25 protein-coding genes and 1 tRNA gene are annotated in these 23,857 nt (G+C 64.7%); 14 read left to right on the forward strand and 12 right to left on the reverse strand.

Features of this window, described 5'->3' with window-relative positions:
- Positions 1–40 precede the first annotated feature (40 nt).
- Positions 41–1,570 (forward strand): AMP-binding protein, encoded by a 1,530-nt coding sequence (locus JEY66_RS00535; RefSeq protein ID WP_016843539.1) that lies wholly within the window; start codon positions 41–43, stop codon positions 1,568–1,570.
- 118 nt (positions 1,571–1,688) lie between these two features.
- Here JEY66_RS00535 and JEY66_RS00540 read toward each other — a convergent pair whose 3' ends face one another.
- A complete protein-coding gene (locus JEY66_RS00540) occupies positions 1,689–2,246 on the reverse strand; it encodes a cytochrome P460 family protein (protein ID WP_016843538.1) in 558 nt (185 codons plus the stop codon).
- 287 nt (positions 2,247–2,533) lie between these two features.
- On the opposite strand from JEY66_RS00540, the gene JEY66_RS00545 reads away from it, so the two are divergent.
- The gene (locus JEY66_RS00545; protein ID WP_016843537.1) at positions 2,534–2,881 is read left to right on the forward strand and encodes a DUF6665 family protein; all 348 of its coding nucleotides are present in this window, start codon (positions 2,534–2,536) and stop codon (positions 2,879–2,881) included.
- A 72-nt stretch (positions 2,882–2,953) separates the two neighbouring features.
- Here the strand turns inward: JEY66_RS00545 and JEY66_RS00550 are convergent, their stop codons facing one another.
- From JEY66_RS00550 to JEY66_RS00585, 8 genes are all read right to left on the reverse strand, one after another.
- Entirely contained in the window at positions 2,954–3,223 is a 270-nt protein-coding gene (locus JEY66_RS00550; protein ID WP_016843536.1) for a BQ00720 family protein, read from the reverse strand.
- Positions 3,224–3,273: 50 nt separating this feature from the next.
- Positions 3,274–3,699 carry an Hsp20 family protein gene (locus tag JEY66_RS00555; protein ID WP_021082592.1) on the reverse strand — a complete coding sequence of 142 codons (426 nt, stop codon included), beginning with the start codon at positions 3,697–3,699 and terminating at the stop codon, positions 3,274–3,276.
- A gap of 170 nt (positions 3,700–3,869) precedes the next feature.
- Positions 3,870–4,952 carry a sn-glycerol-3-phosphate import ATP-binding protein UgpC gene (locus JEY66_RS00560; RefSeq protein WP_018269287.1) on the reverse strand — a complete coding sequence of 361 codons (1,083 nt, stop codon included), beginning with the start codon at positions 4,950–4,952 and terminating at the stop codon, positions 3,870–3,872.
- A gap of 3 nt (positions 4,953–4,955) precedes the next feature.
- Positions 4,956–5,804, reverse strand: coding sequence for a sn-glycerol-3-phosphate ABC transporter permease UgpE (ugpE, locus tag JEY66_RS00565; RefSeq protein WP_016843533.1), 849 nt, complete (start codon positions 5,802–5,804; stop codon positions 4,956–4,958).
- A complete protein-coding gene (gene ugpA / locus JEY66_RS00570; RefSeq protein ID WP_018269286.1) occupies positions 5,804–6,685 on the reverse strand; it encodes a sn-glycerol-3-phosphate ABC transporter permease UgpA in 882 nt (293 codons plus the stop codon). The genes ugpE and ugpA overlap by 1 nt, the downstream gene beginning before the upstream one ends.
- Before the next feature lie 163 nt (positions 6,686–6,848).
- Complete coding sequence (gene ugpB / locus JEY66_RS00575; protein ID WP_018269285.1) at positions 6,849–8,165, reverse strand: sn-glycerol-3-phosphate ABC transporter substrate-binding protein UgpB; 1,317 nt, start codon at positions 8,163–8,165, stop codon at positions 6,849–6,851.
- Between the two features lie 290 nt (positions 8,166–8,455).
- Positions 8,456–9,661 carry a CaiB/BaiF CoA transferase family protein gene (locus tag JEY66_RS00580; protein WP_026192039.1) on the reverse strand — a complete coding sequence of 402 codons (1,206 nt, stop codon included), beginning with the start codon at positions 9,659–9,661 and terminating at the stop codon, positions 8,456–8,458.
- 189 nt (positions 9,662–9,850) lie between these two features.
- Positions 9,851–10,276, reverse strand: a complete 426-nt coding sequence (locus JEY66_RS00585; RefSeq protein ID WP_026192038.1) for an organic hydroperoxide resistance protein — start codon at positions 10,274–10,276, stop codon at positions 9,851–9,853.
- A 168-nt stretch (positions 10,277–10,444) separates the two neighbouring features.
- Here JEY66_RS00585 and JEY66_RS00590 point away from each other — a divergent pair, with 168 nt between their 5' ends.
- Complete coding sequence (locus JEY66_RS00590; RefSeq protein ID WP_026192037.1) at positions 10,445–10,906, forward strand: MarR family winged helix-turn-helix transcriptional regulator; 462 nt, start codon at positions 10,445–10,447, stop codon at positions 10,904–10,906.
- A 16-nt stretch (positions 10,907–10,922) separates the two neighbouring features.
- On the opposite strand, the gene JEY66_RS00595 is transcribed toward JEY66_RS00590, so the two are convergent.
- The 3 genes from JEY66_RS00595 to JEY66_RS00605 form a co-directional block, all read right to left on the reverse strand.
- Entirely contained in the window at positions 10,923–11,162 is a 240-nt protein-coding gene (locus tag JEY66_RS00595; protein WP_018269283.1) for a GIY-YIG nuclease family protein, read from the reverse strand.
- Between the two features lie 132 nt (positions 11,163–11,294).
- Positions 11,295–11,370: transfer RNA gene (locus JEY66_RS00600), tRNA-Ala, on the reverse strand.
- 95 nt (positions 11,371–11,465) lie between these two features.
- Positions 11,466–11,873, reverse strand: coding sequence for a TIGR02300 family protein (locus JEY66_RS00605; protein WP_018269282.1), 408 nt, complete (start codon positions 11,871–11,873; stop codon positions 11,466–11,468).
- Between the two features lie 145 nt (positions 11,874–12,018).
- On the opposite strand from JEY66_RS00605, the gene aroA reads away from it, so the two are divergent.
- The 11 genes from aroA (at position 12,019) to JEY66_RS00660 (ending at position 23,856) form a co-directional block, all read left to right on the forward strand.
- Complete coding sequence (gene aroA / locus JEY66_RS00610) at positions 12,019–13,356, forward strand: 3-phosphoshikimate 1-carboxyvinyltransferase (RefSeq protein WP_016843524.1); 1,338 nt, start codon at positions 12,019–12,021, stop codon at positions 13,354–13,356.
- Positions 13,353–13,982 carry a (d)CMP kinase gene (cmk, locus tag JEY66_RS00615; protein WP_018269281.1) on the forward strand — a complete coding sequence of 210 codons (630 nt, stop codon included), beginning with the start codon at positions 13,353–13,355 and terminating at the stop codon, positions 13,980–13,982. The genes aroA and cmk overlap by 4 nt, the downstream gene beginning before the upstream one ends.
- A 393-nt stretch (positions 13,983–14,375) precedes the next feature.
- Positions 14,376–16,085: a 30S ribosomal protein S1 gene (rpsA, locus tag JEY66_RS00620; protein ID WP_018269280.1), complete on the forward strand. Its 1,710-nt coding sequence runs from the start codon at positions 14,376–14,378 to the stop codon at positions 16,083–16,085.
- Positions 16,086–16,546: 461 nt separating this feature from the next.
- Positions 16,547–17,524 (forward strand): signal peptide peptidase SppA, encoded by a 978-nt coding sequence (gene sppA, locus JEY66_RS00625; RefSeq protein WP_016847378.1) that lies wholly within the window; start codon positions 16,547–16,549, stop codon positions 17,522–17,524.
- A gap of 174 nt (positions 17,525–17,698) precedes the next feature.
- A complete protein-coding gene (locus JEY66_RS00630; RefSeq protein WP_016847379.1) occupies positions 17,699–18,028 on the forward strand; it encodes an integration host factor subunit beta in 330 nt (109 codons plus the stop codon).
- An 83-nt stretch (positions 18,029–18,111) separates the two neighbouring features.
- The gene (locus JEY66_RS00635) at positions 18,112–18,498 is read left to right on the forward strand and encodes a LapA family protein (RefSeq protein WP_026192036.1); all 387 of its coding nucleotides are present in this window, start codon (positions 18,112–18,114) and stop codon (positions 18,496–18,498) included.
- 75 nt (positions 18,499–18,573) lie between these two features.
- Entirely contained in the window at positions 18,574–19,275 is a 702-nt protein-coding gene (locus tag JEY66_RS00640) for a phosphoribosylanthranilate isomerase (RefSeq protein WP_016847381.1), read from the forward strand.
- Between the two features lie 144 nt (positions 19,276–19,419).
- Positions 19,420–20,637, forward strand: a complete 1,218-nt coding sequence (trpB, locus tag JEY66_RS00645) for a tryptophan synthase subunit beta (protein WP_016847382.1) — start codon at positions 19,420–19,422, stop codon at positions 20,635–20,637.
- A complete protein-coding gene (gene trpA / locus JEY66_RS00650) occupies positions 20,634–21,470 on the forward strand; it encodes a tryptophan synthase subunit alpha (RefSeq protein WP_018269279.1) in 837 nt (278 codons plus the stop codon). The genes trpB and trpA overlap by 4 nt, the downstream gene beginning before the upstream one ends.
- Before the next feature lie 104 nt (positions 21,471–21,574).
- Positions 21,575–22,516 carry an acetyl-CoA carboxylase, carboxyltransferase subunit beta gene (gene accD / locus JEY66_RS00655; RefSeq protein ID WP_018269278.1) on the forward strand — a complete coding sequence of 314 codons (942 nt, stop codon included), beginning with the start codon at positions 21,575–21,577 and terminating at the stop codon, positions 22,514–22,516.
- A 95-nt stretch (positions 22,517–22,611) separates the two neighbouring features.
- The gene (locus JEY66_RS00660) at positions 22,612–23,856 is read left to right on the forward strand and encodes a bifunctional folylpolyglutamate synthase/dihydrofolate synthase (RefSeq protein WP_085964889.1); all 1,245 of its coding nucleotides are present in this window, start codon (positions 22,612–22,614) and stop codon (positions 23,854–23,856) included.
- Position 23,857: the final 1 nt, after the last annotated feature.

Raw genomic sequence — 23,857 nt, forward strand, 5'->3', positions numbered from 1 at the left:
TTCGAGCCCAACCCAACCTCATGATGCTTGAGAGGCGACCATGCGCTTCATCGATTATCTCGACAAGGGTGCCTCGCTCGGCGCCGACGCGCCGTGTCTCACGATGGATGGGCGCGACCTCAGTTACGGCGAGGTGCAGCGGCTGAGCTATCGCATCGCGCGCGGCCTCGAGCGGTCGGGCATCGCTCCCGGCGAGAAGGTCGCGATCCTGTCCGGCAACGATCCGCTCGCTTTCGCCTGCGTGTTCGGCATCTCGCGCGCGGCCGCCGTGTGGTGCCCGATCAATCCGCGCAACGAGGCGGCCGAGAACAAGTTCATTCTCGACCAGTTCGATTGCAGCCTGCTGCTGTTCCATTCGAGCTTCGCGCCGATGGTCGACGCCGTCAGGCAGGATCTGCCCAAGCTGCGTACGCTGGTCTGTCTCGACGCCGAGCTGCCGTTCGCGCCGTCATTCGAGCGCTGGCTCGGCGGCCTTACTGATGAAGTCTATCAGCGTGAGGCGATCGACGATCTCGCGATGATCCCGGGCACCGGCGGCACCACCGGCAAGCCGAAGGGCGTGATGCTGTCGGGACGCAACATCGAAGCGATGACCGCGCTGACCCTGATGGGTTACCCGTTCAAGGGCCGTCCGATTTATCTCGCGCTGGCGCCGCTGACGCATGCCGCCGGCGTGCTCTGTTTTCCGATCATGACGCTGGGCGGCCGCGTCGTGATCATGCACCACCCTGACATCGGCGAGTTCCTGGCGCTGATCGAGCGCTATCGCGTCACCCACACCTTCCTGCCGCCGACCGTGATCTACATGCTGCTCGATCATCCCGGGCTCGACGCGGCCGATCGCAGCTCGCTGCAATGCTTCTGGTACGGCGCGGCACCGATCTCGGCGACGCGGCTCGCGGAAGCCCTGAAGCGGATCGGGCCGATGGCGCAGCTGTTCGGCCAGACCGAGGCGCCGATGATGATCTCGATGATGCCGCCCGCCGATCACTACAATCCGGACGGCACCATCGCGATGGAGCGACTTTCGTCGGCCGGGCGGATCGGCCCGCTGGTTCAGGCCGGCATCATGGATGGCGACGGCAAGCTGTTGCCGGCGGGATCGCGCGGCGAGATCGTGGTGCGCGGATCGCTGGTCATGGAAGGTTACTACAAGAACCCCGAGGCCACGCGCGAGGCTTCGGCGCATGGCTGGCACCACACCGGCGATATCGGCTACATCGACGGCGACGGCTACCTGTACATCGTCGATCGCGCCAAGGACATGATCATCACCGGCGGTTTCAACGTGTACTCGATCGAGGTCGAGAACGCGTTGCGTGCCCACGAGGCGGTGCAGGATTGCGCCGTCATCGGATTGCCCGACGACAAATGGGGCGAGCGGATCGTCGCCGTGGTGCAGCCGCGCGCCGGCCACACCGTCGAGGCGACCGCGCTCGCCGCCTTCGTCAAGCAGCAGATCGGCAGCGTCAAGACGCCGAAGCAGATCGAGGTCTGGGACGATCTTCCGCGTTCCAAGGTCGGCAAGGTCCTGAAGCCGGACATCCGCGCGCGGCTGGTGCCACGCTAAAGCGCGATGAGATTGGGTCGAATCGTCATCGCGCTTTAGCTTCTTGTTTGAGCATGATCTTTTCGGAAAACCGCTGCGCACTTTTCCGGATCATGCTTTAGCCCGTGCGATCCGGTGTCTACCTCTTGCCGTACTCGGTGAAGACGTAGTCGCGATTCTGTACCACCGTGTGGCAGGCGTAGCCGCACTTCGCGTCGTTTTCCTGGGGCGGGTTGTCCGCCGTGGTGGCGGGCCTGAACACATCTGACGCCGCGTCATACTCGAACGCGCCGTATCCCCATCCGCCGCTGTCCGCGAATCTCTTGCTGTCCTTGACCATGAAGTCGACGTCGTGCTGCGCGCCCGGCACCGTCGGCTGACCGGGATACGCCTCCTGCTTCTTCGGGATCCAATGGATCTTCGCCATCCTGGCGCCATCCGGGAACGGCTTGCCATTGCCGGGTATGCCTTCCCGGAATGCGCCGATCATCGCCGGATTGCCCAGGATCGCGGCGATGACGCCTTCGTTCTCGCTGATCGCGATCACGGGCCAGTCCTCGTATCCCCTGAACTCGGAGAACGCGAGACCATTGGGCACCTGCAGGCTGTACTTGTCCTGCGCGGAAATCGCGACACCAGTCGCGAGGGCGGAAATCGACACCGAAGCAACGAGATTGATCAGCGAGCTCTTCTGCATGGTCGCATCTCCTTATCGATTTGGCGGCGAATGAATCTTGCTGGAAATCCCCTTATCGCGACGTTGCTCTCTGCAAAGCTCAGGACTGCGCTGAACGCTGGTCGCGGGAACTGATAACAGCACGGAATTGCGACGAGCGAAATGGAGCCGCCGTCCAAAGCGACGCAAAGAACGGCTCAAATAGAGTCGGCCGCGACCGGAGGAATTGAGAAGTGTGAGCGCCTATTGACAAGCGGCCGGTCACGCCAGAAGACGAACACGCGCAATATCGAACCAAGGGATGGCTGATGTCCCGCGATTTTCGCCTTGATCGCGTTCCCGTCGACGTTCTCGCTTACGAGCTCGCCGAAGAGAGGGCGAGTGCGCTTGGCCGCATGGGCCGCGCGCTGGAACAGGCGCTCGCCAGGCTGCGCGAGTTCGACGCCGCCCATCCGCGCGCTGAAGCACCGGCGTCCACACAACAGGCACGGCGCCTCCTGGTGCGGGAGGCCGGCCATGCGCTCTGGATGTTCGTGGTGCAGCGGGAGGCCTGCGGGCTGCGCAACAACCGCATGCTGATGCGCGATTACAACGTGCCCGGCGAGGTGCAGCTCAGCATGGGCCCGCTGCTCGCCACGTCGACCACATCGCCATAAAAAACGCGCGGGCCGCCTCGGTGTCGAGGCATGCCCGCGCATTGAATTCGCGGATGCTAATTCAACCCTGCGTCAATGGACGCTGACGGCCTGCAGCTCGTTGCTCCACGCATTCGCGACCGCGGCTTCGCGGCTGTCGGTCAGCATGATCGGCGTGCCGTCGGCGGCGTGCAGTGCGAACAGTTTGAGGCCCGGCGCGATCTTCGGCGCCTGCGGAAAGAGATCTGGCACGTCCTCGGAGCGGACCTGCTTCACATAGGCGATATGACCTTCGCCCAGATGGGCCAGCGCTTCCGGCGTGACGCTCTCGGATTCGATGGTGGTGGTACTCAGTTCACTCATGGTCTCGACTCCTCAGTCAGATAAGCGGTCGAGTCCGCTCGTTGTTTCTATTATTCGTGCTCATTGATAGCGATTGTCTTAATGACCCGTTCAGGTTCCGGCCTGGCCAGATCAATCGACAACAACCCGTTCTTCAGATCCGCGCCCAGCACCTGCATCCCCTCCGCCAGCACGAAGGTGCGCTGGAAGTGGCGCGCGGCGATGCCGCGATGGATGTATTGCCGAGCCTTGTCGTCCTGCTGGCGGCCGCGGATGACGAGCTGATTTTCCTCAATAGTTACATCGAGTTGATCGCGGGTGAAGCCCGCCACCGCCAGCGTGATACGCAGCCGTTCAGGCTGCCCGTTGGTACGGTCGCACCGCTCGATGTTGTACGGAGGATAGCCGTCGGCGCCCTTCACGACGCGGTCGAGCGCACGCTCGATCTCGTCGAATCCCAGAAGGAACGGACTGGACAACGATGGAACACGAGACATTACAAAGTCCTCTCGAAGCGACTTTGAGGGGCCCTTGCGGCGCCCCATGTAACCGGCGGGCCGTCTGGCCTCCGGTCAGTGAGGGATATGGGGGCGATCTGGATAGCGTTCAAGCAGCCCCGAAACCAGCCTAAACGCCCGCAACATGGGGGTAAATTCTTCCCGATCGGTTACTCCCCGACGCGCTTGCGGCCGTCGGCGGTAAAAAGGTGCAGCTTGTCGCGGGGGGCGACGGCCCGGATCCGCTCGCCGATGGCGGGGCCCGAGACGCCGGGAACCCGGACGATCACCTCGCCGGGCGGCAGCTCGCCTGGATTGGCGGCAACGCCCTGCTCCTCGCGCTGGCGGCTGCCATAGACGAAGGTCTCGGCGCCGACATGCTCGATCGCCTCGACCGTGAGGCCGAGCGCGACGCCGCCCGATGCGGTCTCACTCGAGATCACGAAATCCTCCGGCCGGATCCCGACAATGCCGGCGCCGTCGGCGCCCGTGATCTGGGACTTCAGCTCGTCCGCGCGCAGCGGCATCAGGTTCATCGGCGGGGCGCCGATGAAGGAGGCGACGAAGGTGGTCGCCGGCTTCTGGTAGATGTCCAGCGGATTACCGACCTGCTCGACCTGGCCGCCGTTCATGACGACGAGGATATCGGCGAGCGTCATCGCCTCGAGCTGGTCGTGGGTGACGTAGATCGACGTGGTGTTGAGCCGGCGCTGCAGCTTGCGGATCTCGACCCGCATTGCGATGCGCAGCTTGGCGTCGAGGTTCGACAGCGGTTCGTCGAACAGGAACACTTTCGGCTGGCGCACGATGGCGCGGCCCATCGCGACGCGTTGGCGCTGGCCGCCGGAAAGCTGGCGCGGCTTGCGCTCCAGCATCGGCGAGAGCTCGAGGACGCGCGCGGCTTCCTCGACGCGGGTCTTGATCTCGGCCTCGGCCATGCCGCGGTTGCGCAGGCCGTAGGCCATGTTGTTGTAGACGCTCATATGCGGATAGAGCGCGTAGTTCTGGAACACCATCGCGATGTCACGATCGGCGGGCTCGACCTGGTTGACGACGCGGCCGCCGATGTCGATCTCGCCGCCGGTGATGGTCTCGAGCCCCGCGACCATGCGCAGCAGCGTGGACTTGCCGCAGCCGGATGGGCCGACCAGCACGCAGAATTGGCCGTCGCCGACGTCGACATCGACGCCCTTGATGGCCTCGAAGCCGCCGGGATAGGTCTTGCGGACGCTGCGCAGCGTGACGTTAGCCATGGATTATTTTTCCGTCTCCACCAATCCGCGCACGAACAGTTTCTGCATCACGACGACGACGAACACCGGCGGCAGCATTGCGAGCAGCGCGGTCGCCATTACGATCGGCCATTCGGTCAGCGCGTCCGTCGTCGTGATCATCTTGCGGATGCCGACCTGGATGGTCTGCATGTCGTCGCGCGTCGTGATCAACAGCGGCCAGAGATACTGATTCCAGCCGAGGATGAAGAGGATCACGAACAGCGCCGCCATGTTGGTGCGCGACAGCGGCAGCAGCGTGTCCCAGAAGAAGCGGAACGGGCCTGCGCCGTCGATCCGCGAGGCCTCCAGCAACTCATCCGGCACGGTCATGAAGAACTGGCGGAACAGCAGCGTCGCGGTCGCTGACGCGATCAGCGGCAGCGACAGGCCGGCATAGCTGTCGAGCAGATGCAGATCGGCGACGATCTTGTAGGTCGGATAGATGCGCACCTCGACCGGCAGCATCAAGGTGATGAAGATGATCCAGAAAATCGCCATCCGGAACGGAAACCGGAAATAGACGATCGCGTAGGCCGAGATGATCGAGATCGCGATTTTGCCGATCGCGATCAAGAGCGCCATGATCAGCGAGTTCAGCATCATGTGGAGCACCGGCTCGCGGGTCGAGCCGCTCGTGCCGACAAACAGCGTCTGGTAGTAGGTCTCGAGGAAATGGCCGCCGGGCAGCAGCGACATCTGGCCGTTGGCGATCACGGCGTTGTCCTGGGTCGAGGCGACCAGCGCGAGATAGACCGGGAAGGCGACGATCGCGATCCCGATCCACAGGATGACGTGAGCCAGATAGCGCTGGAAGCCTTCCTCCTCGACCATCAGTAGGTCACCTTGCGCTCGACGAAGCGAAACTGGATCGCCGTCAGCATGACGACGATGACCATCAGGATGACCGACTGCGCCGCCGACGAGCCGAGATTGCCGCCGAGCAGTCCGTCCGTATAGACCTTGTAGACCAGCGTCTCGGTTGCCTTGCCGGGACCGCCGCGGGTCATGGTGTCGATGATGCCGAAGGTGTCGAAGAAGGCGTAGACGATGTTGATGACCAAGAGGAAGAAGATGGTCGGCGACAGCAGCGGGAAGATCACGGTCCAGAACCGCCGCATCGGGCGGGCGCCGTCGATCGCGGCGGCCTCGATCACGCTCCTCGGGATGCTTTGCAGCCCGGCGAGGAAGAACAGGAAATTGTAGGAGATCTGCTTCCAGGCCGCGGCGAGGATGATCAGGGCCGCCGCCTGGTCGCCGTCGAGCAGCGGATTCCAGTCGACGCCCATGCCGCGCAGATAGCGCGACAGCACGCCGAGCGAGGGGTGCAGCATGAACACCCAGAGCACGCCGACCACCGGCGGGGCCACCGCATAGGGCCAGATCAGCAGCGTGCGATACAGCGTCGAGCCGCGCAGCGGCCTGTCAGCCATGACCGCGAGCAGCAGCGCGAAGGACAGCGAGGAGACCGCGATCGCGAACGAGAACACGAAGGTTCGGACGATCGCCGCGAAATAGGCCGGCTCCTTGAACAGCTCGAGATAGTTCTCGAACCAGACGAAGCTGGTGGAGAGGCCGAAAGCGTCCTGCAGCAGGAAGGATTGGATCACCGCCTGCACGGCCGGCCAGTAGAAAAAGATCAGGACGATCGCGAGTTGCGGGGCAACCAGCGCGTAAGGCAACAGCTTTGACCGGAAAATCGCTTGCTTTTGCATGGGCTCGGAAGAAGGGCAGGCCGCGGATGCGGCCTGCCGGTTGATGGCCCTAAAGCGCGATGAGATGAGGTCGGATCGTCATCGCGCTTTAGCTTGTCGTCAGGGCATGATCTTTTCGGAAAACCGCTGCGCGCTTTTCCGGATCATGCCCGAAGGCATCATGTCAGCGGACGGCGGTCTTTTCAAACTGCCGCAGCATCTGGTTGCCGCGCTCGACGGCGGCGTCCAGCGCCTGCTTGGCAGTCTTCTTGCCGGCCAGCGCCTGCTCGATCTCCTCCGACCACATGTCGCGCAGCTGCACCATGTTGCCGAGGCGCAGGCCGCGAGAATTCGCGGTCGGCTCCTTGTTGGTGAGCTCGAGCAGCGGGGTCTCGAGATAGGGCTGGTCCTTGTAGAAGCCCTCTTCCTTGGCCTTGGCATAGGCGGCCTTGGTGATCGGCAGATAGCCCGAGGCCTTGTGGATCCAGATTTGGCGGTCCGTGTCCGAGAGGAAGGTCAGGAACTTGGCCACGCCCTTGTATTCCTCGGCCGACTTGCCGCCCATCACCCAGAGCGAGGCGCCGCCGATGATCGAATTCTGCGGCGCGCCCTTGGCGTCGGGATAATACGGCATCGGCGCCGCGGTGAAGTTGAACTTGGCCTGCGCCTTGACGTTGCCGAAGAAGGCCGACGAGGTCAGGTAGATCGGGCACTCGCCCGAGGTGAAGCGGCCTTCGCCGGTGTTGGTGCGGCCGGCATAGTCGTAGGTCTTGTCCTTCTGCAACTCGACGAGGTTCTCGAGATGCTTGACCTGCAGCGGGCCGTTGAATTCGAGCACGGTGTCGAAGCCGTCGAGGCCATTGGCCTTGCTGGCGAGCGGCACATTGTGCCAGGCCGAGAGCTGTTCGAGATTGACCCAGGTGACCCACGAGCCGGAGAAGCCGCAGGTGGCGTAGCCGGCCGCCTTCAGCTTCTTGGCGTCGTCGAACACTTGCGGCCAGGTCTTCGGAATCTCCGCGATGTTGGCCTTCTTCAGCGCATCGAGATTGACCCACATCACCGTCGACGACGAGTTGAAGGGGAACGACAGCATCTCGCCCTTCGAGGTCGAGTAGTAGCCGGTGATCGCGGGCAGATAGACGCTCGGGTCGAACTTCTCGCCGGCGTCGGCCATCAGCTTGTAGACCGGTTTGACGGCGCCGGTGGCGGCCATCATCGTCGCGGTGCCGACCTCGAACACCTGCATGATATGCGGCGCGTTGCCGGCGCGGAACGCGGCGATGCCGGCGTTCATGGTGTCGGCGTAGCCGCCCTTGTAGGTCGGGATCACCTTGTAGTCGGATTGCGAGGCGTTGAAGTCGTTGGCCAGCTTGACGATGACGTCGTTGTTGGCGCCGGTCATCGCGTGCCACCACTGGATCTCGGTCACCGCAAACGCGGGCGACGCGAATGCAAGCGCGGCAGCGGCTGCCGCAGCAGCGCCTAGTCGTCGAAAGATCATCAAAACCCCTCCCAATTGGAACGTCGTCTTTCGTTGCGCGCGTTATCAGCGCCGGATGACGTTCAAATGACCGTATAAACGAAAGTCATGGTAGGGGGGAAGCCGAAGCGAAGGGAAGCGGTAAAAAAGGCGAAGACCGCAGCCGCCTCCGTGCGGTGCAGCGCCAGACGCGACGTTGCACCGCAGTGTTGATGCGTCGGCCGGTTCGAAACGGGCCGACGCTCCAGCTTTGTCCTGACGCGAACCGGTGCCCATCCCGCATCACGTGCGGGACAGGCTCGAAAACGCCTTTAGCGCTTGCGCTGGGGACCGCAGACCACGCCCTTCTCAACCAGGCCGTTGATCTCGTCCTTGGAGTAGCCGAACTCGCCGAGCACTTCCGCGGCGTGCTGGCTGAACTTCGGCGGTGTGCGGCGCAGGTTCGGCTTGGTACGTTCGAGGCGGATCGGCGAGGCGACGCCCTTGTACCAATCCTTCTCGATGACGTCGCCGCGATGGATGGTGTGCGGGTTGGTCAGCGCCTGGTCGATCTTCTGCACCGGGCCCGCCGGCAGGCCGGCAGCGAGCAGCCGGTTGCACAGCGGCTCGGCCTCGTGCTGGCTGAATACCGCTGCCAGCTCGGCGCGGAGCGCATCGCGGTTGGCGATGCGGTCCTTGTTGCGGGCAAAGCGCGGATCGGTGCCGAGCTCCGGCTTGCCGATCTCCTTGGCGAGCTTGCGGAAGGTGCCGTCATTGCCGACGCCGATGAAGATGTTGTCGGTCTTGGTCGGGAAGATCGCGTACGGCACGAGGTTGGGATGCTCGTTGCCGGTCAGCGACGGCGGCTTGCCATGCATGAAATAGTTCGCGGTGTGCGGATGCATGATCGCGAGCCCGGTCTCGTACAGCGTGGTCTCGATGAACTGGCCGAGACCCGAGCGCTGCCGCTCCGACAGCGCCATCAGGATGCCGATCGTGGCGTAGAGCCCGGTGGTGATGTCGACCAGCGGCACGCCGATCCGCATCGGGCCGCTCTCCGGCGAGCCGGTCGCCGCGATCATGCCGGTCATCGCCTGGATGATCGCGTCATAGCCGGGATTGCCGCCGCGCGGGCCGTCGGCGCCGAAGCCGGAGATCCGGCAATGCACGAGGCGCGGAAATTTCGCGCGCAGCACGTCGTTGCCGATGCCCCACTTGTCGAGCGTGCCCGGCTTGAAATTCTCGATCAGCACGTCGGCGGTCTCGAGCATCTTCATCAGCACCGCGCGTCCGCCCTCGGAAGCGAGGTCGAGGCCGATCGAGCGCTTGTTGCGGTTGATGCCGACGAAATAGGCCGCGTCCTCGTCATGGAACGGAGGACCCCAGTCGCGCACCTCGTCGCCGGCGGGCGGCTCGACCTTGATCACGTCGGCGCCGTGGTCGGCGAGAATCTGGGTGCAATACGGACCGCCGAGCACGCGCGTCAGATCGATCACGCGCAGGCCGGTCATCGCGCCCGTAGCCGCTGGGGTATTCATGGAAGCAACCTTCGCTCAGTTGGGATCAGATAACGAGGGTCCCAGAGCTAACGGTCTTCAGCCGGGGCAGCAATGCTTCCGTCGGCGCAGGCCCATGCAGCAGGCGGCGCATGCGTTCGCCAAGCGAACCGGCCGCTGAAAGAGCGATGGTCCGCCACGTGTCGCGGCGGACCATTGCGTGATGTGGAATTAGACGACGCTCAGCTTGACGTCGACATTGCCGCGGGTCGCGTTGGAATAGGGGCACACCTGGTGGGCCTTCTCGACCAGCGCTTCGGCATCGTTGCGGGCGAGGCCGGGCAGCGACACTGCGAGCTCGACGGCGAGGCCGAAGCCGCCTTCCGAGCGCGGGCCGATGCCGACCGTCGAGGTCACCGAGGCGTCGGCGGGAACCTTGGGGCCGCCCTGCGAGGCCACGAACTTCATTGCGCCGATGAAGCAGGCGGCATAGCCGGCGGCGAACAGCTGCTCCGGATTGTTGCCGGCGCCGCCGCCGCCACCGAGCTCCTTCGGGGTCGTGAGCTTGACGTCGAGCGCGCCGTCGAGCGTTGCCGCATGGCCGTCGCGGCCGCCGGTTGCCTTGGCGCTGGTCTTGTAGAGCACGTTGACAGACATCGTGGTCTCCCTTGGTGGGTTGGGCTTGAATTCGACGATCGATGTCTTGCACGCAAATAGATTGCGCGCAATATAAAACATGCGGCCTCACATTTAATTGTTCGCAATTGAATTCGCGGTCCCGTGAGCCCAGAATGACGCGGAAACGAGATGGATTCGATGGGAATCATGGCCAGGAAACCGACGGCGGCGGATCAGGCGCTGCGGCTCGATAACCAGATCTGCTTTGCGGTCTATTCGACCGCGCACGCCTTCAACCGCGTCTACAAGCCGCTGCTCGACCGGCTCGGGCTGACCTATCCGCAGTATCTCGTGATGCTGGCGCTGTGGGAGCGCGACGACGTGGCGGTGAAGGACCTCGGCGAGCGCCTGTTCCTGGATTCCGGCACGCTGACGCCGCTCTTGAAGCGGCTGGAGGCGGCGGAGTTGATCAGGCGGACCCGCAGCACCGCGGACGAGCGCGTGGTGCTGATCGCGCTGACGCCGCAGGGCCACGCGCTGCGCGAAAAGGCCAGGGCTGTGCCGCAGTCGATCCTCGCGGCCTCGGACTGCACCGTTGGCGAACTGATGGCGATGAAGGACGAGATCGTCGCGCTGCGCGACCGTCTGAATGCGGTGCTGGGGGAGTAGGGGGCGGGCGGGGCGGTTAGAGGCGCTTCTTGGCGAAGGCGCGGCCGGAGTGGGATTTGAGATATTTCTCGAAGGCCAACGCTTTGTACTTGTCGGGAAATGCGCAGTACCAGACCAATTCCCACGGCATAAATTTTGAGGTGTGCGCCGATTTGCCGGCGTTGTGCCCAGGAATCCGGCGCTTCAGATCTTCGGTCGCGCCGACATATTCCTGATCAGGGAAATTGATGCTGCGGAGGATGTAGACGTACCACATTCGCATCCACTGAAGCCGGACGGGAGTAGAGTCCTTGGCAGTCCGTCTTCGCCCTTCGGGCTACGCCGGACACCACGCTTCGCCCTTCAGGCAACTCGTGGCTGCGCCACGCGTAGCCCGAAGGGCGAAGCGTGGTGGAGCCAGGCGGGATCGAACCGCCGACCTCTTGCATGCCATGCAAGCGCTCTCCCAGCTGAGCTATGGCCCCTTATCCAGTTGGGATGATCCTGGGGGATCGATCCCGGCCCGCGCGGCCTGGACGACTCGCGCGGCAGCACCGTTGATCATAGATCGGCGCCGATCTCAAGTCTCTTCGTCGCCGCCGACGTCACCAATAATGTCGGTGACGTCCTCATCGCCCTCTTCCTCGTCGGCGATGAAGGTCGAATCGTCGTCGTCATCGTCGTCGATGGTCTCATCGACCTCGATATCGTCCTCGGATTCGGGAACCTGGGCCTTGACCTTCCCGGTGTTCTCCTCGGCATCGGCCTCCTCGAGCGAGACCATCTCTTCGGCCTCGGCGGGCTCCGGCATGTCGGCTGCGGTCGCGGGCGAACTGACGGTGGCGCCGCGGCCCCGCGCCGGGGCGACCGGCGCGATCGGCACGACTTCGCCGGTATAGGGCGAGATCACCGGATTCTTGTTGAGGTCGTAGAACTTCTTGCCCGTGGTCGGGCAAATGCGCTTGGTTCCGAGCTCGGACTTGGCCACGTGGTAATCCCAGAATTTTCCTGAAAAACGGAGCTTCACTTGGCTAGTTGAGAGGCTGCTGTCAATAGCGGTTTGCGCGCAAGTGACGGGCGCGTGACGTGGTGTTGCCTATGTGATACCTGCCGCGGCGCGAGAGGACACAATCTTGGCCCAATCTGACACCCCGACCCCGCTGGAATCGCGCACGTGCGGCCCCCTGGCCGGCACGGTCCGCGTTCCCGGCGACAAATCGATTTCCCACCGTGCGCTGATCCTGGGGGCGCTTTCGGTCGGCGAAACCCGCATTTCCGGCCTCCTGGAGGGCGAGGACGTCCTCAATACCGCCAAATCCATGCGTGCCTTGGGCGCCAGGGTGGAACGGACGGCGCCGTTTACCTGGTCGGTCGCAGGCGTCGGGGTCGGCGGGTTTGCCCAGCCTGCCGCGCCGCTCGATTTCGGAAATTCCGGCACCGGCTGCCGGCTGGTGATGGGCGCGGTGGCTGGCTGCCCGATCGCCGCCATTTTCGACGGCGACGCCTCGCTGCGCTCGCGGCCGATGCGCCGCATCCTCGACCCGCTGGAGCTGATGGGCGCCCGAACCAGCGACATCAGGGAGGGCGGCCGGCTGCCGCTCACCCTGCACGGCGCCCGCTATCCGGTGCCGATCGTCTACAAGACGCCGGTCGCCTCGGCCCAGATCAAGTCCGCGGTGCTGCTGGCGGGGCTCTCCGCCCCCGGCATCACCACAGTGATCGAGCAGGAGGCGAGCCGCGACCACACCGAGCTGATGCTGAAGCATTTCGGCGCCGAGATCTCCTCCGAGAAGGAAGGCAGCCACGGCAGGCGAATCTCGCTGCACGGCGAGCCCGAGCTGCACGGCGCCAACGTCGTGGTGCCCGCCGATCCGTCCTCCGCGTCATTCCCGATCGTGGCCGCACTGATCGTCGAAGGTTCCGATGTCGTGTTCTCCGACGTGATGACCAATCCGCTGCGCACCGGCCTGTTCACCACGCTGCGCGAGATGGGCGCCTCGATCGAGGAGAGCGACGTGCGCGGCGATGCCGGCGAGCCGATGGCGCAGCTGCGGGTGCGGGCCTCGAAGCTGAAGGGCGTCGAAGTGCCGCCGGAGCGCGCGCCGTCGATGATCGACGAATATCTGGTGCTGGCGGTCGCGGCCGCGTTCGCCGAGGGCACCACGATCATGCGCGGCCTGCAGGAGCTGCGCGTCAAGGAATCCGACCGCCTTGAAGCAACCGCCGATATGCTGCGGGTCAACGGCGTCAAGGTCGAGGTGTCCGGCGACGATCTCATCGTCGAGGGCCGCGGCCATGTTCCAGGCGGCGGTCTTGTTGCCACCCATATGGATCACCGCATCGCGATGTCGGCGCTGGTGATGGGCTGCGCCTCCGATCGGCCGGTGAAGATCGACGACACCGGCTTCATCGCCACCAGTTTTCCGGATTTCATCCCGATGATGCGCGCGCTCGGAGCTGATTTCGCATGATCATCGCCATCGACGGACCCGCCGCCTCGGGCAAGGGCACGCTCGGCAAGCGGCTCGCCCACCACTACGGCTACCGCCATCTCGACACCGGCGTGATCTACCGCGCGGTGGCCTATGCGATGATGCAAGCCGGTGCCGAGCTCAGCAACGAGGTGCTGGCCGTGGCTGCGGCGCTCGAGCTCGACCCCGAAAAGTTCGGCAATCCGATCCTGAAGACCCAGAAGGTCGGCGATGCCGCCTCCGTGGTGTCGGCGATTCCGCAGGTCCGCGAGGTCCTAGTGAACTTCCAGCGCCAGTTCGCCGCCGATCCGCCCGGTGCGGTGCTGGATGGGCGCGACATCGGCACCGTGATCTGCCCCGATGCCGACGTGAAGATCTTCGTGGTCGCCGACCCCCGCGTGCGGGCGCGGCGGCGCACGCTGGAGGCGCGCGCCCGCGGCGAGGACGCCGACGAGGAGGCGGTGCTCGCCGACATCCTCAAGCGCGACGAGCGGGACAAGAACCGGGCGATCGCACCCTTGCGGCCGGCGCCGGACGCCCACACGCTGGACAATTCGAACCTCGATATCGAGGCCGGCGTCCGTGCCGCCATCGCCATCGTCGAGGCCGCGCGCGCCAGGCGCTAGAACAGCAGGCATGGCGGGCGGTTTTCGCCCGAAAACCCAGCAAAATGGGGCATTTCCTGCTTGCCGAAAGTCGCATGCAGGGCTATATCAGCGCCGTTCGGAGCAGCATCGACGATGTCGAGGCCGTGTCTGAGCGGGCCGGCGATGGGTTTGAGCCAATCTCAAACGAAACCAACGCCGCATCTGGAGGAACGCCCGCTCCCAGGTCTTGCAGTCGATATTTTCGTTTCAGGCTCCGGATCTATCAAACGTACCGAACGTGCAGTCTTGCTGCCGGCCCGCTGTTGCACCTCCTGCAATGAGCGGTCGTCAGGGTTTGCGGAGCCCTGACACTTCACGCACGGTGCGCCCATCAACCCGAACGGCCGGCGAGATCCCGCATCTGGAGAACAAATGGTTTCGAATTCTGCGTCTTCCTATACTCCCACCCGCGACGACTTCGCGGCGATGCTTGATGAGTCCTTTGCCGGCGGCAATTTGCAGGAAAGCTCGGTCATCAAGGGCAAGGTGGTTGCAATTGAGAAGGACATGGCCGTCATCGACGTCGGCCTGAAGACCGAAGGTCGCGTTGCGCTGCGCGAATTCGCCGGCCCCGGCCGTGAAAGCGATCTGAAGGTCGGTGACGAAGTCGAGGTGTTCCTCGACCGTATCGAGAATGCGCTCGGCGAAGCTGTGCTGTCGCGCGACAAGGCGCGCCGCGAGGAAAGCTGGGGCAAGCTCGAGAAGGCGTTCCAGAACAACGAAAAGGTCAACGGCGTCATCTTCAACCAGGTCAAGGGCGGCTTCACGGTCGACCTCGACGGTGCGGTGGCCTTCCTGCCGCGCTCGCAGGTCGACATTCGTCCGATCCGCGACGTTGCGCCGCTGATGAACAATTCGCAGCCGTTCCAGATCCTCAAGATGGACCGCCGCCGCGGCAACATCGTGGTGTCGCGCCGCACGGTTCTCGAAGAGACCCGCGCCGAGCAGCGCCAGGAGCTGGTGCAGAATCTCGAAGAGGGTCAGGTGATCGACGGCGTGGTCAAGAACATCACCGATTACGGTGCGTTCGTTGATCTCGGCGGCATCGACGGCCTGCTGCACGTGACCGATATCGCCTGGCGCCGCGTCAACCACCCGACCGAGGTGCTGACCATCGGCCAGACCGTGAAGGTCAAGATCATCAAGATCAACCACGAGACGCACCGCATCTCGCTCGGCATGAAGCAGCTCTTGGATGATCCGTGGCAGGGCATCGAAGCCAAGTACCCGCTGGGTGCCCGCTTCACCGGCCGCGTCACCAACATCACCGACTACGGCGCGTTCGTCGAGCTCGAGCCGGGCATCGAAGGCCTGATCCACGTCTCCGAGATGTCGTGGACCAAGAAGAACATGCACCCCGGCAAGATCGTTTCGACCTCGCAGGAAGTCGAAGTGCAGGTGCTGGAAGTGGATTCGGTCAAGCGCCGCATCTCGCTCGGTCTCAAGCAGACCATGCGCAATCCCTGGGAAGTCTTCGTCGAGAAGTTCCCGGTCGGTTCGGTGGTCGAGGGCGAGGTCAAGAACAAGACCGAGTTCGGTCTGTTCCTCGGTCTCGAGGGCGATGTCGACGGCATGGTCCACCTCTCCGACCTCGACTGGAAGCTTCCGGGCGAGCAGGTCATCGACAACTTCAAGAAGGGCGACATGGTCAAGGCCGTGGTGCTCGATGTCGATGTCGAGAAGGAGCGCATCTCGCTCGGCGTCAAGCAGCTCGAAGGCGACCCCTTCGCCGAGCCGGGCGACGTCAAGAAGGGCGCGGTCGTGACCTGCGAAGTGCTCGAGGTGAAGGAGAGCGGCATCGAGGTCCGGATTTCGGGCACCGAGTTCACCACCTTCATCAAGCGGTCCGAACTGGCCCGCGACCGCAACGACCAGCGCGCCGAGCGCTTCGCCGTCGGCGAGAAGGTCGATGCCCGCGTCATCCAGTTCGACAAGAAGGCCCGCAAGGTGCAGGTCTCGATCAAGGCGCTGGAAGTCGCCGAAGAGAAGGAAGCCATCGCGCAGTACGGCTCGTCCGACTCGGGTGCGACGCTTGGCGACATCCTCGGCACCGCGCTGAAGAACCGCGGCACCGACAAGTAAGCGTTCGCGCGATTTGAGCGAACAATCGGGGCCCCGGCGCAAGCCGGGGCCCTTTTGTTTGGAGGTATCCGTAGCCCGGATGAAGCGCAGCGAAATCCGGGACTTTCTATCCGCGCTGCTGAAGCCTCCCGGACTACGCTTCGCTCCATCCGGGCTACCGATTTCTCTTCCCCTTCCCCCTGAAAGGGGGAAGGTCGGGATGGGGTCAGTCACAGGCGATGCTGCTCATGGCGAGAGCTGATCCCCACCCGCTTTGCTCTGGCGAGCAAAGCGACCTCCCCTTTTCAAGGGGAGGTTAGGGCGCGGCCGGGATCAAGCGCACGTGCACCCGGGCGAGTGCCTCGGATACGGGCCTTGTTTTCTTCATATTGCGTCGCAATTGATGTATTTGGCTAAGCTGATAGTGACGCTGCGACTGCAAAACGCGCGGATTGCGCGCTGACCATTCCTGGAGAGATCGGATGTCGCTGGATTCAGACGTGATCGTCGATCGCCGCCGCATCAGGCGCAAACTGACGTTCTGGCGCGTCGCCGCCGCGGTCATTGCGATCGCGGCCATCGTGGGCGTGGGCGTGGTCGCCGCCGGCGGACGCGGCACCTTTTCGACATCGAACACGATCGCGCGGGTCAATATCGACGGACTGATCCGCAGCGACCAGGATCGCGTCGAGGCGCTGGAGCGGCTCGGCAAGTCGAGCTATGCGGCTGTTGTCGTGCACGTCAATTCGCCCGGCGGCACCACGGCGGGCTCCGAGCAGCTTTACGACTCGCTGATGCAGCTGAAGGCGAAGAAGCCGCTTGTCGTCGTGGTCGAGGGGTTGGCCGCCTCGGGCGGCTACATCACGGCGATCGCCTCCGATCATATCGTCGCCCAGCAGACCTCGCTGGTCGGCTCGATCGGCGTTCTCTTCCAGTATCCGAACGTTTCGGAATTGCTCAAGACTGTCGGCGTGAAAATGGAGGAGATCAAATCTTCCCCGCTGAAGGCGGCGCCCAACGGCTTCGAGCCGACCAGCCCGGAGGCCCGCGCCGCGATCGACGGTCTCGTCAAGGACTCCTATGCATGGTTCCGTGGATTGGTGCAGCAACGGCGCGGCATGGACGACGCCCTGCTGGAGAAGGTCGCCGACGGTCGCGTCTTCACCGGCCGGCAGGCGGTCGATCTCAAGCTGGTCGATCAGCTGGGAGACGAGAAGACCGCGATCGCCTGGCTGGTTGCGGAGAAGAAGGTCAAAAGCGACCTGCCGGTGCGCAATTACAAGCTTAATCCGCGGTTCGGCGACCTGACCTTTCTGCGCACGGCGGCGTCCGTGACGCTCGATGCGTTCGGTCTTGGCGCGATCGCGCGGCGGATCGAGCAGGGCGGCGTGGCCGAGGCGGTCGACCGGTTCGGGCTTGACGGCATGCTGGCGCTGTGGAGCCCGGCTGGAACCAACTGATCGGCTGCCAAAGGCGTGCTCGTCAGGCTATTCCCGCTTTGCGGGAATCGTCGCATGCCCCAATTGGGCTATTTGTCACGTGATTTCACGACGCTCTAAATCGATTTAGCGTCTTGACAGTGCACGGCATTTTCACGGAAATGGGTTTCCGCAAGAGCCCGGATCCCACTTTCGATGATCAAATCCGAACTTGTTCAGCGTATCGCCGAGCACAACCCGCACCTCTATCAGCGGGATGTCGAGAACATTGTGAATGCGATTCTCGATGAAATCGTCGCGGCGCTGGCTCGTGGCGACCGTGTCGAGCTGCGCGGTTTTGGCGCATTCTCGGTGAAGCACCGCCCGGCGCGCGCCGGCCGCAATCCACGCACCGGCGAGCATGTGCCGGTCGACCAGAAGAGCGTGCCGTTCTTCAAGACCGGCAAGGAAATGCGCGAGCGTCTCAACCGCGACGTGACCGAGGCGGGCGCCGCCAAGGTCGATGCGCCCAAGGCTGATGCTTAAGGCCGACGCCTAAACGCCACGCCAGGCGTTGCCGTGTTGCGGGCGATGCGCCCGCATTTGCTCCATCGCTGCGAGAGATGGTCATGCGAAAGTTCTTCACGGCAGTGGTCATCATTCCGCTCGGACTGATCTTCATCATCTTTGCGGTCGCCAACCGTCACTGGGTGACGGTGTCGTTCGATCCCTTCAATTCGGTGACCCCCACGGTTGCGGTCACGCTGCCGCTGTTCGTCGTCATTATCGCCTCCGCGATCCTCGGCGTGATCGCGGGCGGCATCGGAACCTGGTTCAAGCAAGGGCGCTGGCGCCGCGCGGCCCGGCAGCACGAGGCTGACGCCCGTCACCTCCGCGCCGAGCTCGCCGACCTCCGGACCGCCGCCTCCCGGGACGAGGCGCAACGCCGTCCCGCCCCGGCCCTATCAGGCTTTTACGGGGCCGCCGGGCGAGACAAGCAGGGCGCGACGTTGTAGAACCCGCCCCGTCGGACCGGGGTCCACCCCGGTTCCGGCCGCCCGAAAACCCGTTTTGAGACCCGTTTCGAGACCATGCCCCTGCTCGTCAAAATCTGCGGCCTGTCCACGCGCGAGACGCTCGACGTCGCGCTTGAGGGCGGTGCCGACATGGTGGGGTTCGTATTCTTTCCGCCGTCGCCGCGTCACATCAGCCTCGAGACCGCGCGCGAACTCGGCAGCCGCGCCAAGGGCCGCGCCGTCAAGGTCGCCCTGACCGTCGATGCCGACGACGCGACCCTGGAAAACATCGTCGAGACGCTGCGGCCGGATATCCTGCAATTGCACGGCAAGGAGACCACGGCGCGGCTGCGCGACATCAAGGCGAAGTTCGGCCTGCCGCTGATGAAGGCGCTGCCGGTCGAGACGGCAGCCGACCTCGCCTCGCTGCCGGGTTATGCCGGCGTCGCCGACCGCATCCTGTTCGATGCCCGCGCGCCGAAGGATGCCACGCGGCCGGGTGGCCTCGGCGCACCGTTCGATTGGCACGTGCTGGAAAATCTCGATCTCGCGCTGCCCTACATGGTCTCCGGCGGGCTCAACGCCGACAATGTCGCTGAAGCTGTCCGCGTCACGCGCGCCGGCGGCGTCGATGTCTCGTCGGGTGTCGAGGGCACGCCCGGCGTCAAGGATCCCGAATTGATCCGCGCCTTCATCCGCGCCGCGCGCGCAACCCAGCCTTCTTCACCTCTCCCCGTTCACGGGGAGAGGTCGCCCGCGCAACGCGCGGGCGGGTGAGGGGGCTTGCAACGATGATCGAGCAACTGAAGAAATCCCTCACCCCAGCCCTCTCAGAGCGAGCTATGCTCGTCTCGGCCCCGCAAGAGCGGGGCGAGGGAGCGGAAACAGCGCCGCAAGCCGGCAAGAAGAACTGATGGTTCGATGAATCCAAACCTGCCCAATTCCTTCCGCAGCGGCCCCGACGAGCGCGGGCATTTCGGCATTTTCGGCGGACGCTTCGTTGCGGAAACGCTGATGCCGCTGATCCTCGATCTGGAAAAGGCCTATGCCGACGCCAAGGCCGATCCGGCGTTCCAGGCCGAGATGAACGTCTATCTGAAGGACTATGTCGGCCGGCCCTCGCCGCTCTATTTCGCCGAGCGGCTCACCGAGCATCTCGGCGGCGCCAAGATCTATCTGAAGCGCGAGGAGCTCAATCACACCGGCTCGCACAAGGTCAACAATGTGCTCGGCCAGATCATGGTCGCGCGCCGCATGGGCAAGAAGCGCATCATCGCCGAGACCGGCGCCGGCCAGCATGGCGTGGCGACGGCAACGCTGTGCGCGCGGTTCGGGCTGGAATGCGTGGTCTATATGGGCGCGGTCGACGTCGAGCGGCAGCAGCCGAACGTGATCCGCATGGAGATGCTCGGCGCCAAGGTCGTTCCGGTGCAGTCGGGCGCGCGCACGCTGAAGGACGCGATGAACGACGCGCTGCGCGATTGGGTCACCAACGTGCACGACACCTTCTATTGCATCGGTACGGTGGCGGGGCCGCACCCCTATCCGATGATGGTGCGCGACTTCCAGTCGATCATCGGCCACGAGACCCGCAAGCAGATGCAGGAGGCCGAGGGCCGCCTGCCGGATTCGCTGATCGCCTGCATCGGCGGCGGCTCCAATGCGATGGGCCTGTTCCATCCATTCCTCGACGATCCCTTGATCGAGATCTTCGGCGTCGAGGCGGCCGGTCACGGACTGACGCAGCTGCATGCCGCTTCGCTGGCCGGCGGGCGTCCCGGCGTGCTGCATGGCAACCGCACCTATCTCTTGATGGACGCCGATGGCCAGATCGAGGAAGCGCATTCGATCTCGGCGGGCCTCGATTATCCCGGCATCGGCCCGGAGCACGCCTGGCTGCACGAGACCGGCCGCGTGAAGTATCTCTCGGCGACCGACGAGGAGGCGCTGGCCGCCTTCCAGCTTCTCTCGCGGCTCGAGGGCATCATCCCCGCGCTGGAATCGGCGCACGCCATCGCGAAACTGTCCGAGCTCGCACCGCAGCGGCCGAAGGATCACCTGATGGTGGTCAACCTCTCGGGCCGCGGCGACAAGGACGTGCCGCAGGTCGGCGACATCTTGAAGGCGAGGAAGAAGTGACCACCCGTATCGACGCACGTTTCGCCGAGCTGAAACAGCAGGGCCGCTCCGCTTTCGTCACCTTCGTGATGGCCGGCGATCCCGACGCCAAGACCTCGCTCGACATCCTCAAGGCGCTGCCGAAGGCCGGCGCCGACGTCATCGAGATCGGCATGCCCTTCACCGACCCGATGGCCGACGGCCCCTCGATCCAGGCCGCCGGTCTGCGCGCGCTCAAGGGCGGCATGACGCTGCGCAAGACGCTGGCGATGGTCCGCGACTTCCGCAAGGACGACAACGCGACGCCGATCGTGCTGATGGGCTACTACAATCCGATCTACATCTACGGTGTCGACAGCTTCCTGGCCGATGCCAAGGCCGCCGGCGTCGACGGCCTGATCATCGTCGACCTGCCTCCGGAGGAAGATACCGAGCTCTGCATCCCCGCGATGAAGGCCGGGCTGAACTTCATCCGGCTGGCGACGCCGACCACCGACGACAAGCGTCTGCCGGCGGTGCTCGCCAACACCTCGGGCTTTGTCTATTACGTCTCGATCACCGGCATCACCGGCGCTGCGACCGCCGATTCGAAGGTGGTCGCGGAAGCCGTGGCCCGGATCAAGCGGCACACCAAGCTGCCGGTCTGCGTCGGCTTCGGCATCCGCACCCCGGAGACGGCGCGCGCGATCGCCGAAAACGCCAACGGCGCGGTGGTCGGCACCGCGATCGTCGATGTGGTGCGCGCCAACCTCGATGCCGAGGGCCGTGCGACGCCGAAGACCGTGAGCGCGGTGGCGGACCTGGTGTCGGCGCTGGCGCAGGGGGTCCGGGGCGCCAAACAGGCCGCTGAATAAGCCACATTTTGCGGCAAAAAGGCCGCGTACGGCGGCTTGCCGGGTTTGCCCGGCCGGCCATATATCCAGCTGGTGCGGAACCGATCCGCATTTCGGAGCGAACCATGAATTGGCTCACCAACGTCGTCCGGCCGAAGATCCGCAACATCCTGCGGCGCGAGACGCCGGAAAACCTCTGGATCAAGTGTCCGGATTCCGGGCAGCTCGTGTTCTACAAGGACGTCGAGGCCAACCAGTTCGTGATCCCCGGCTCGAACTACCACATGCGCATGGGCGCGGTGGCCCGGCTGAAGTCGATCTTCGACAACGAGACCTGGTTCGACGTCGCGCTGCCCGAGGTGACGGCGGATCCGCTGAAATTCCGCGACGAGCGCAAATATGTCGACCGCATCAAGGACGCCCGCACCAAGACCGGGCTGAACGACGCGATCAAGGTCGGCTACGGCAAGCTCGAGGGCGCCGGCGTCGTGGTCGCGGTGCAGGATTTCGATTTCATGGGCGGCTCGCTCGGCATGGCCGCCGGTGAAGCGATGGTGCGCGGGCTCGAGCTCGCGGTCGAGAAGAAGTCGCCCTTCATCGTGTTCGCCGCATCCGGCGGCGCGCGGATGCAGGAAGGCATCCTGTCGCTGATGCAGATGCCGCGCACCACCGTCGGCGTGCAGATGCTGCGCGAGGCGCGCCAGCCCTACATCGTGGTGCTGACCAATCCGACCACCGGCGGCGTCACCGCATCCTATGCGATGCTCGGCGACATCCAGATCGCCGAGCCCGGCGCGCTGATCGGCTTTGCCGGCGCGCGCGTGATCGAGCAGACCATCCGCGAGAAGCTGCCGGACGGCTTTCAGCGCGCCGAATATCTGCGCGAGCACGGCATGGTCGACATGGTGGTGCACCGCCACGAGATGAAGGCTACGCTGGCGCGGCTGTGCCGCCTGCTGACCAAGGCGCCGGCGCTCGAATCCGCATCGAAGCCCACGGCCGCGGTCACCGAGCCGGCCCAGATCGTCACGGCGCCGGAGACGGTGCCGGCCGCGCCGCACGCGTGACCGCAAGCGCCGCCCCATCGCAACCCTCGTTTGAGGCGTTGATCGCGCGGTTATCGGCGCTGCATCCCAAGCGCATCGATCTCAGCCTCGATCGCATGCGCGGCCTGATGGAGCGGCTCGATCATCCCGAGCGCAAGCTGCCGCCGGTGATCCATGTCGCCGGCACCAACGGCAAGGGCTCGACCATCGCCTATCTGCGCGCGATCCTGGAGGCGTCGGGCCTGCGCGTGCACGTCTTCACCTCGCCCTACCTGGTGCGGATCAACGAATGCTACCGGCTGGGCGCCGTCGGCGGCGGCAAGCTCGTCGGTGACGATGAGCTGCGCGAGACGTTCGAGCACTGCGAGCGCGTCAACGCCGATAGTCCCATCACCATCTTCGAGATGGAAACGGCGGTGGCGTTCTGCCTGTTCGCCAGGCATCCTGCCGATGTCGCATTGCTCGAGGTCGGGCTCGGCGGCCGGCTCGATTCGACCAATGTGGTCGAGGCGCCGCTCGCCTCGGTGATCGCGCCGGTCAGCATGGACCACATGGAATTCCTCGGCGACAATCTGACGGCGATCGCCGGTGAAAAGGCCGCGATCATCAAGCGCAAGGTGCCGGTGATCTCGGCCGAGCAGGCGCCGGATGCGATGGCTGTGATCGAGGCGCAGGCGAACCGCATGCGCGCGCCGCTGCATGCGGCCGGCCAGCAATGGCATGTCGGCGTCGAGCGCGGCCGGCTGGTGTATCAGGACGAGCGCGGCTTGCTGGATCTCGCCGCGCCGAAACTGTTCGGCCGGCACCAGTTCGACAATGCGGGCCTCGCGATTGCGACGCTGCGCGCGATCGATAAGTTCAAACTCAACATCGCGGCCTTTGAAGCCGGCATCGTCAATGCGGAATGGCCGGCGCGAATGCAGCGGCTGGTTTCCGGCGCGCTCGTCGGTTTGGGACCGCAGGGCTCCGAGGTCTGGCTCGACGGCGGACACAATGCCGAGGGCGGCCGCGTCGCGGCCGCGGCGCTCGGCGATCTTGAGGAGCGCGTGTCGCGGCCGCTGGTCGTGATAACAGGGATGATGGCCAACAAGGACGCCAACGCTTTCCTCGCCAATTTCGCCGGATTGACCCGCCACATCATCGCGGTCCCGGTGCCCGGCCGCGACAACGGCATGGCGCCGGACAGGCTGGCTGACGCCGCGCGGGCGCTCGGCATGCGGGTCGAGATTGCTGATGGCGTCGCCGCCGCCTTGCGGCGGCTTGCCGCGCTGGCCTATGAGGTGCCGCCCCGCATCCTGATCACTGGCTCGCTGTATTTGGCCGGTCCCGTGCTTGCGGCCAACGGCACGCCTCCTGCATGAT

It is taken from the genome of Bradyrhizobium elkanii USDA 76 (assembly GCF_023278185.1).
Taxonomy (GTDB): domain Bacteria; phylum Pseudomonadota; class Alphaproteobacteria; order Rhizobiales; family Xanthobacteraceae; genus Bradyrhizobium; species Bradyrhizobium elkanii.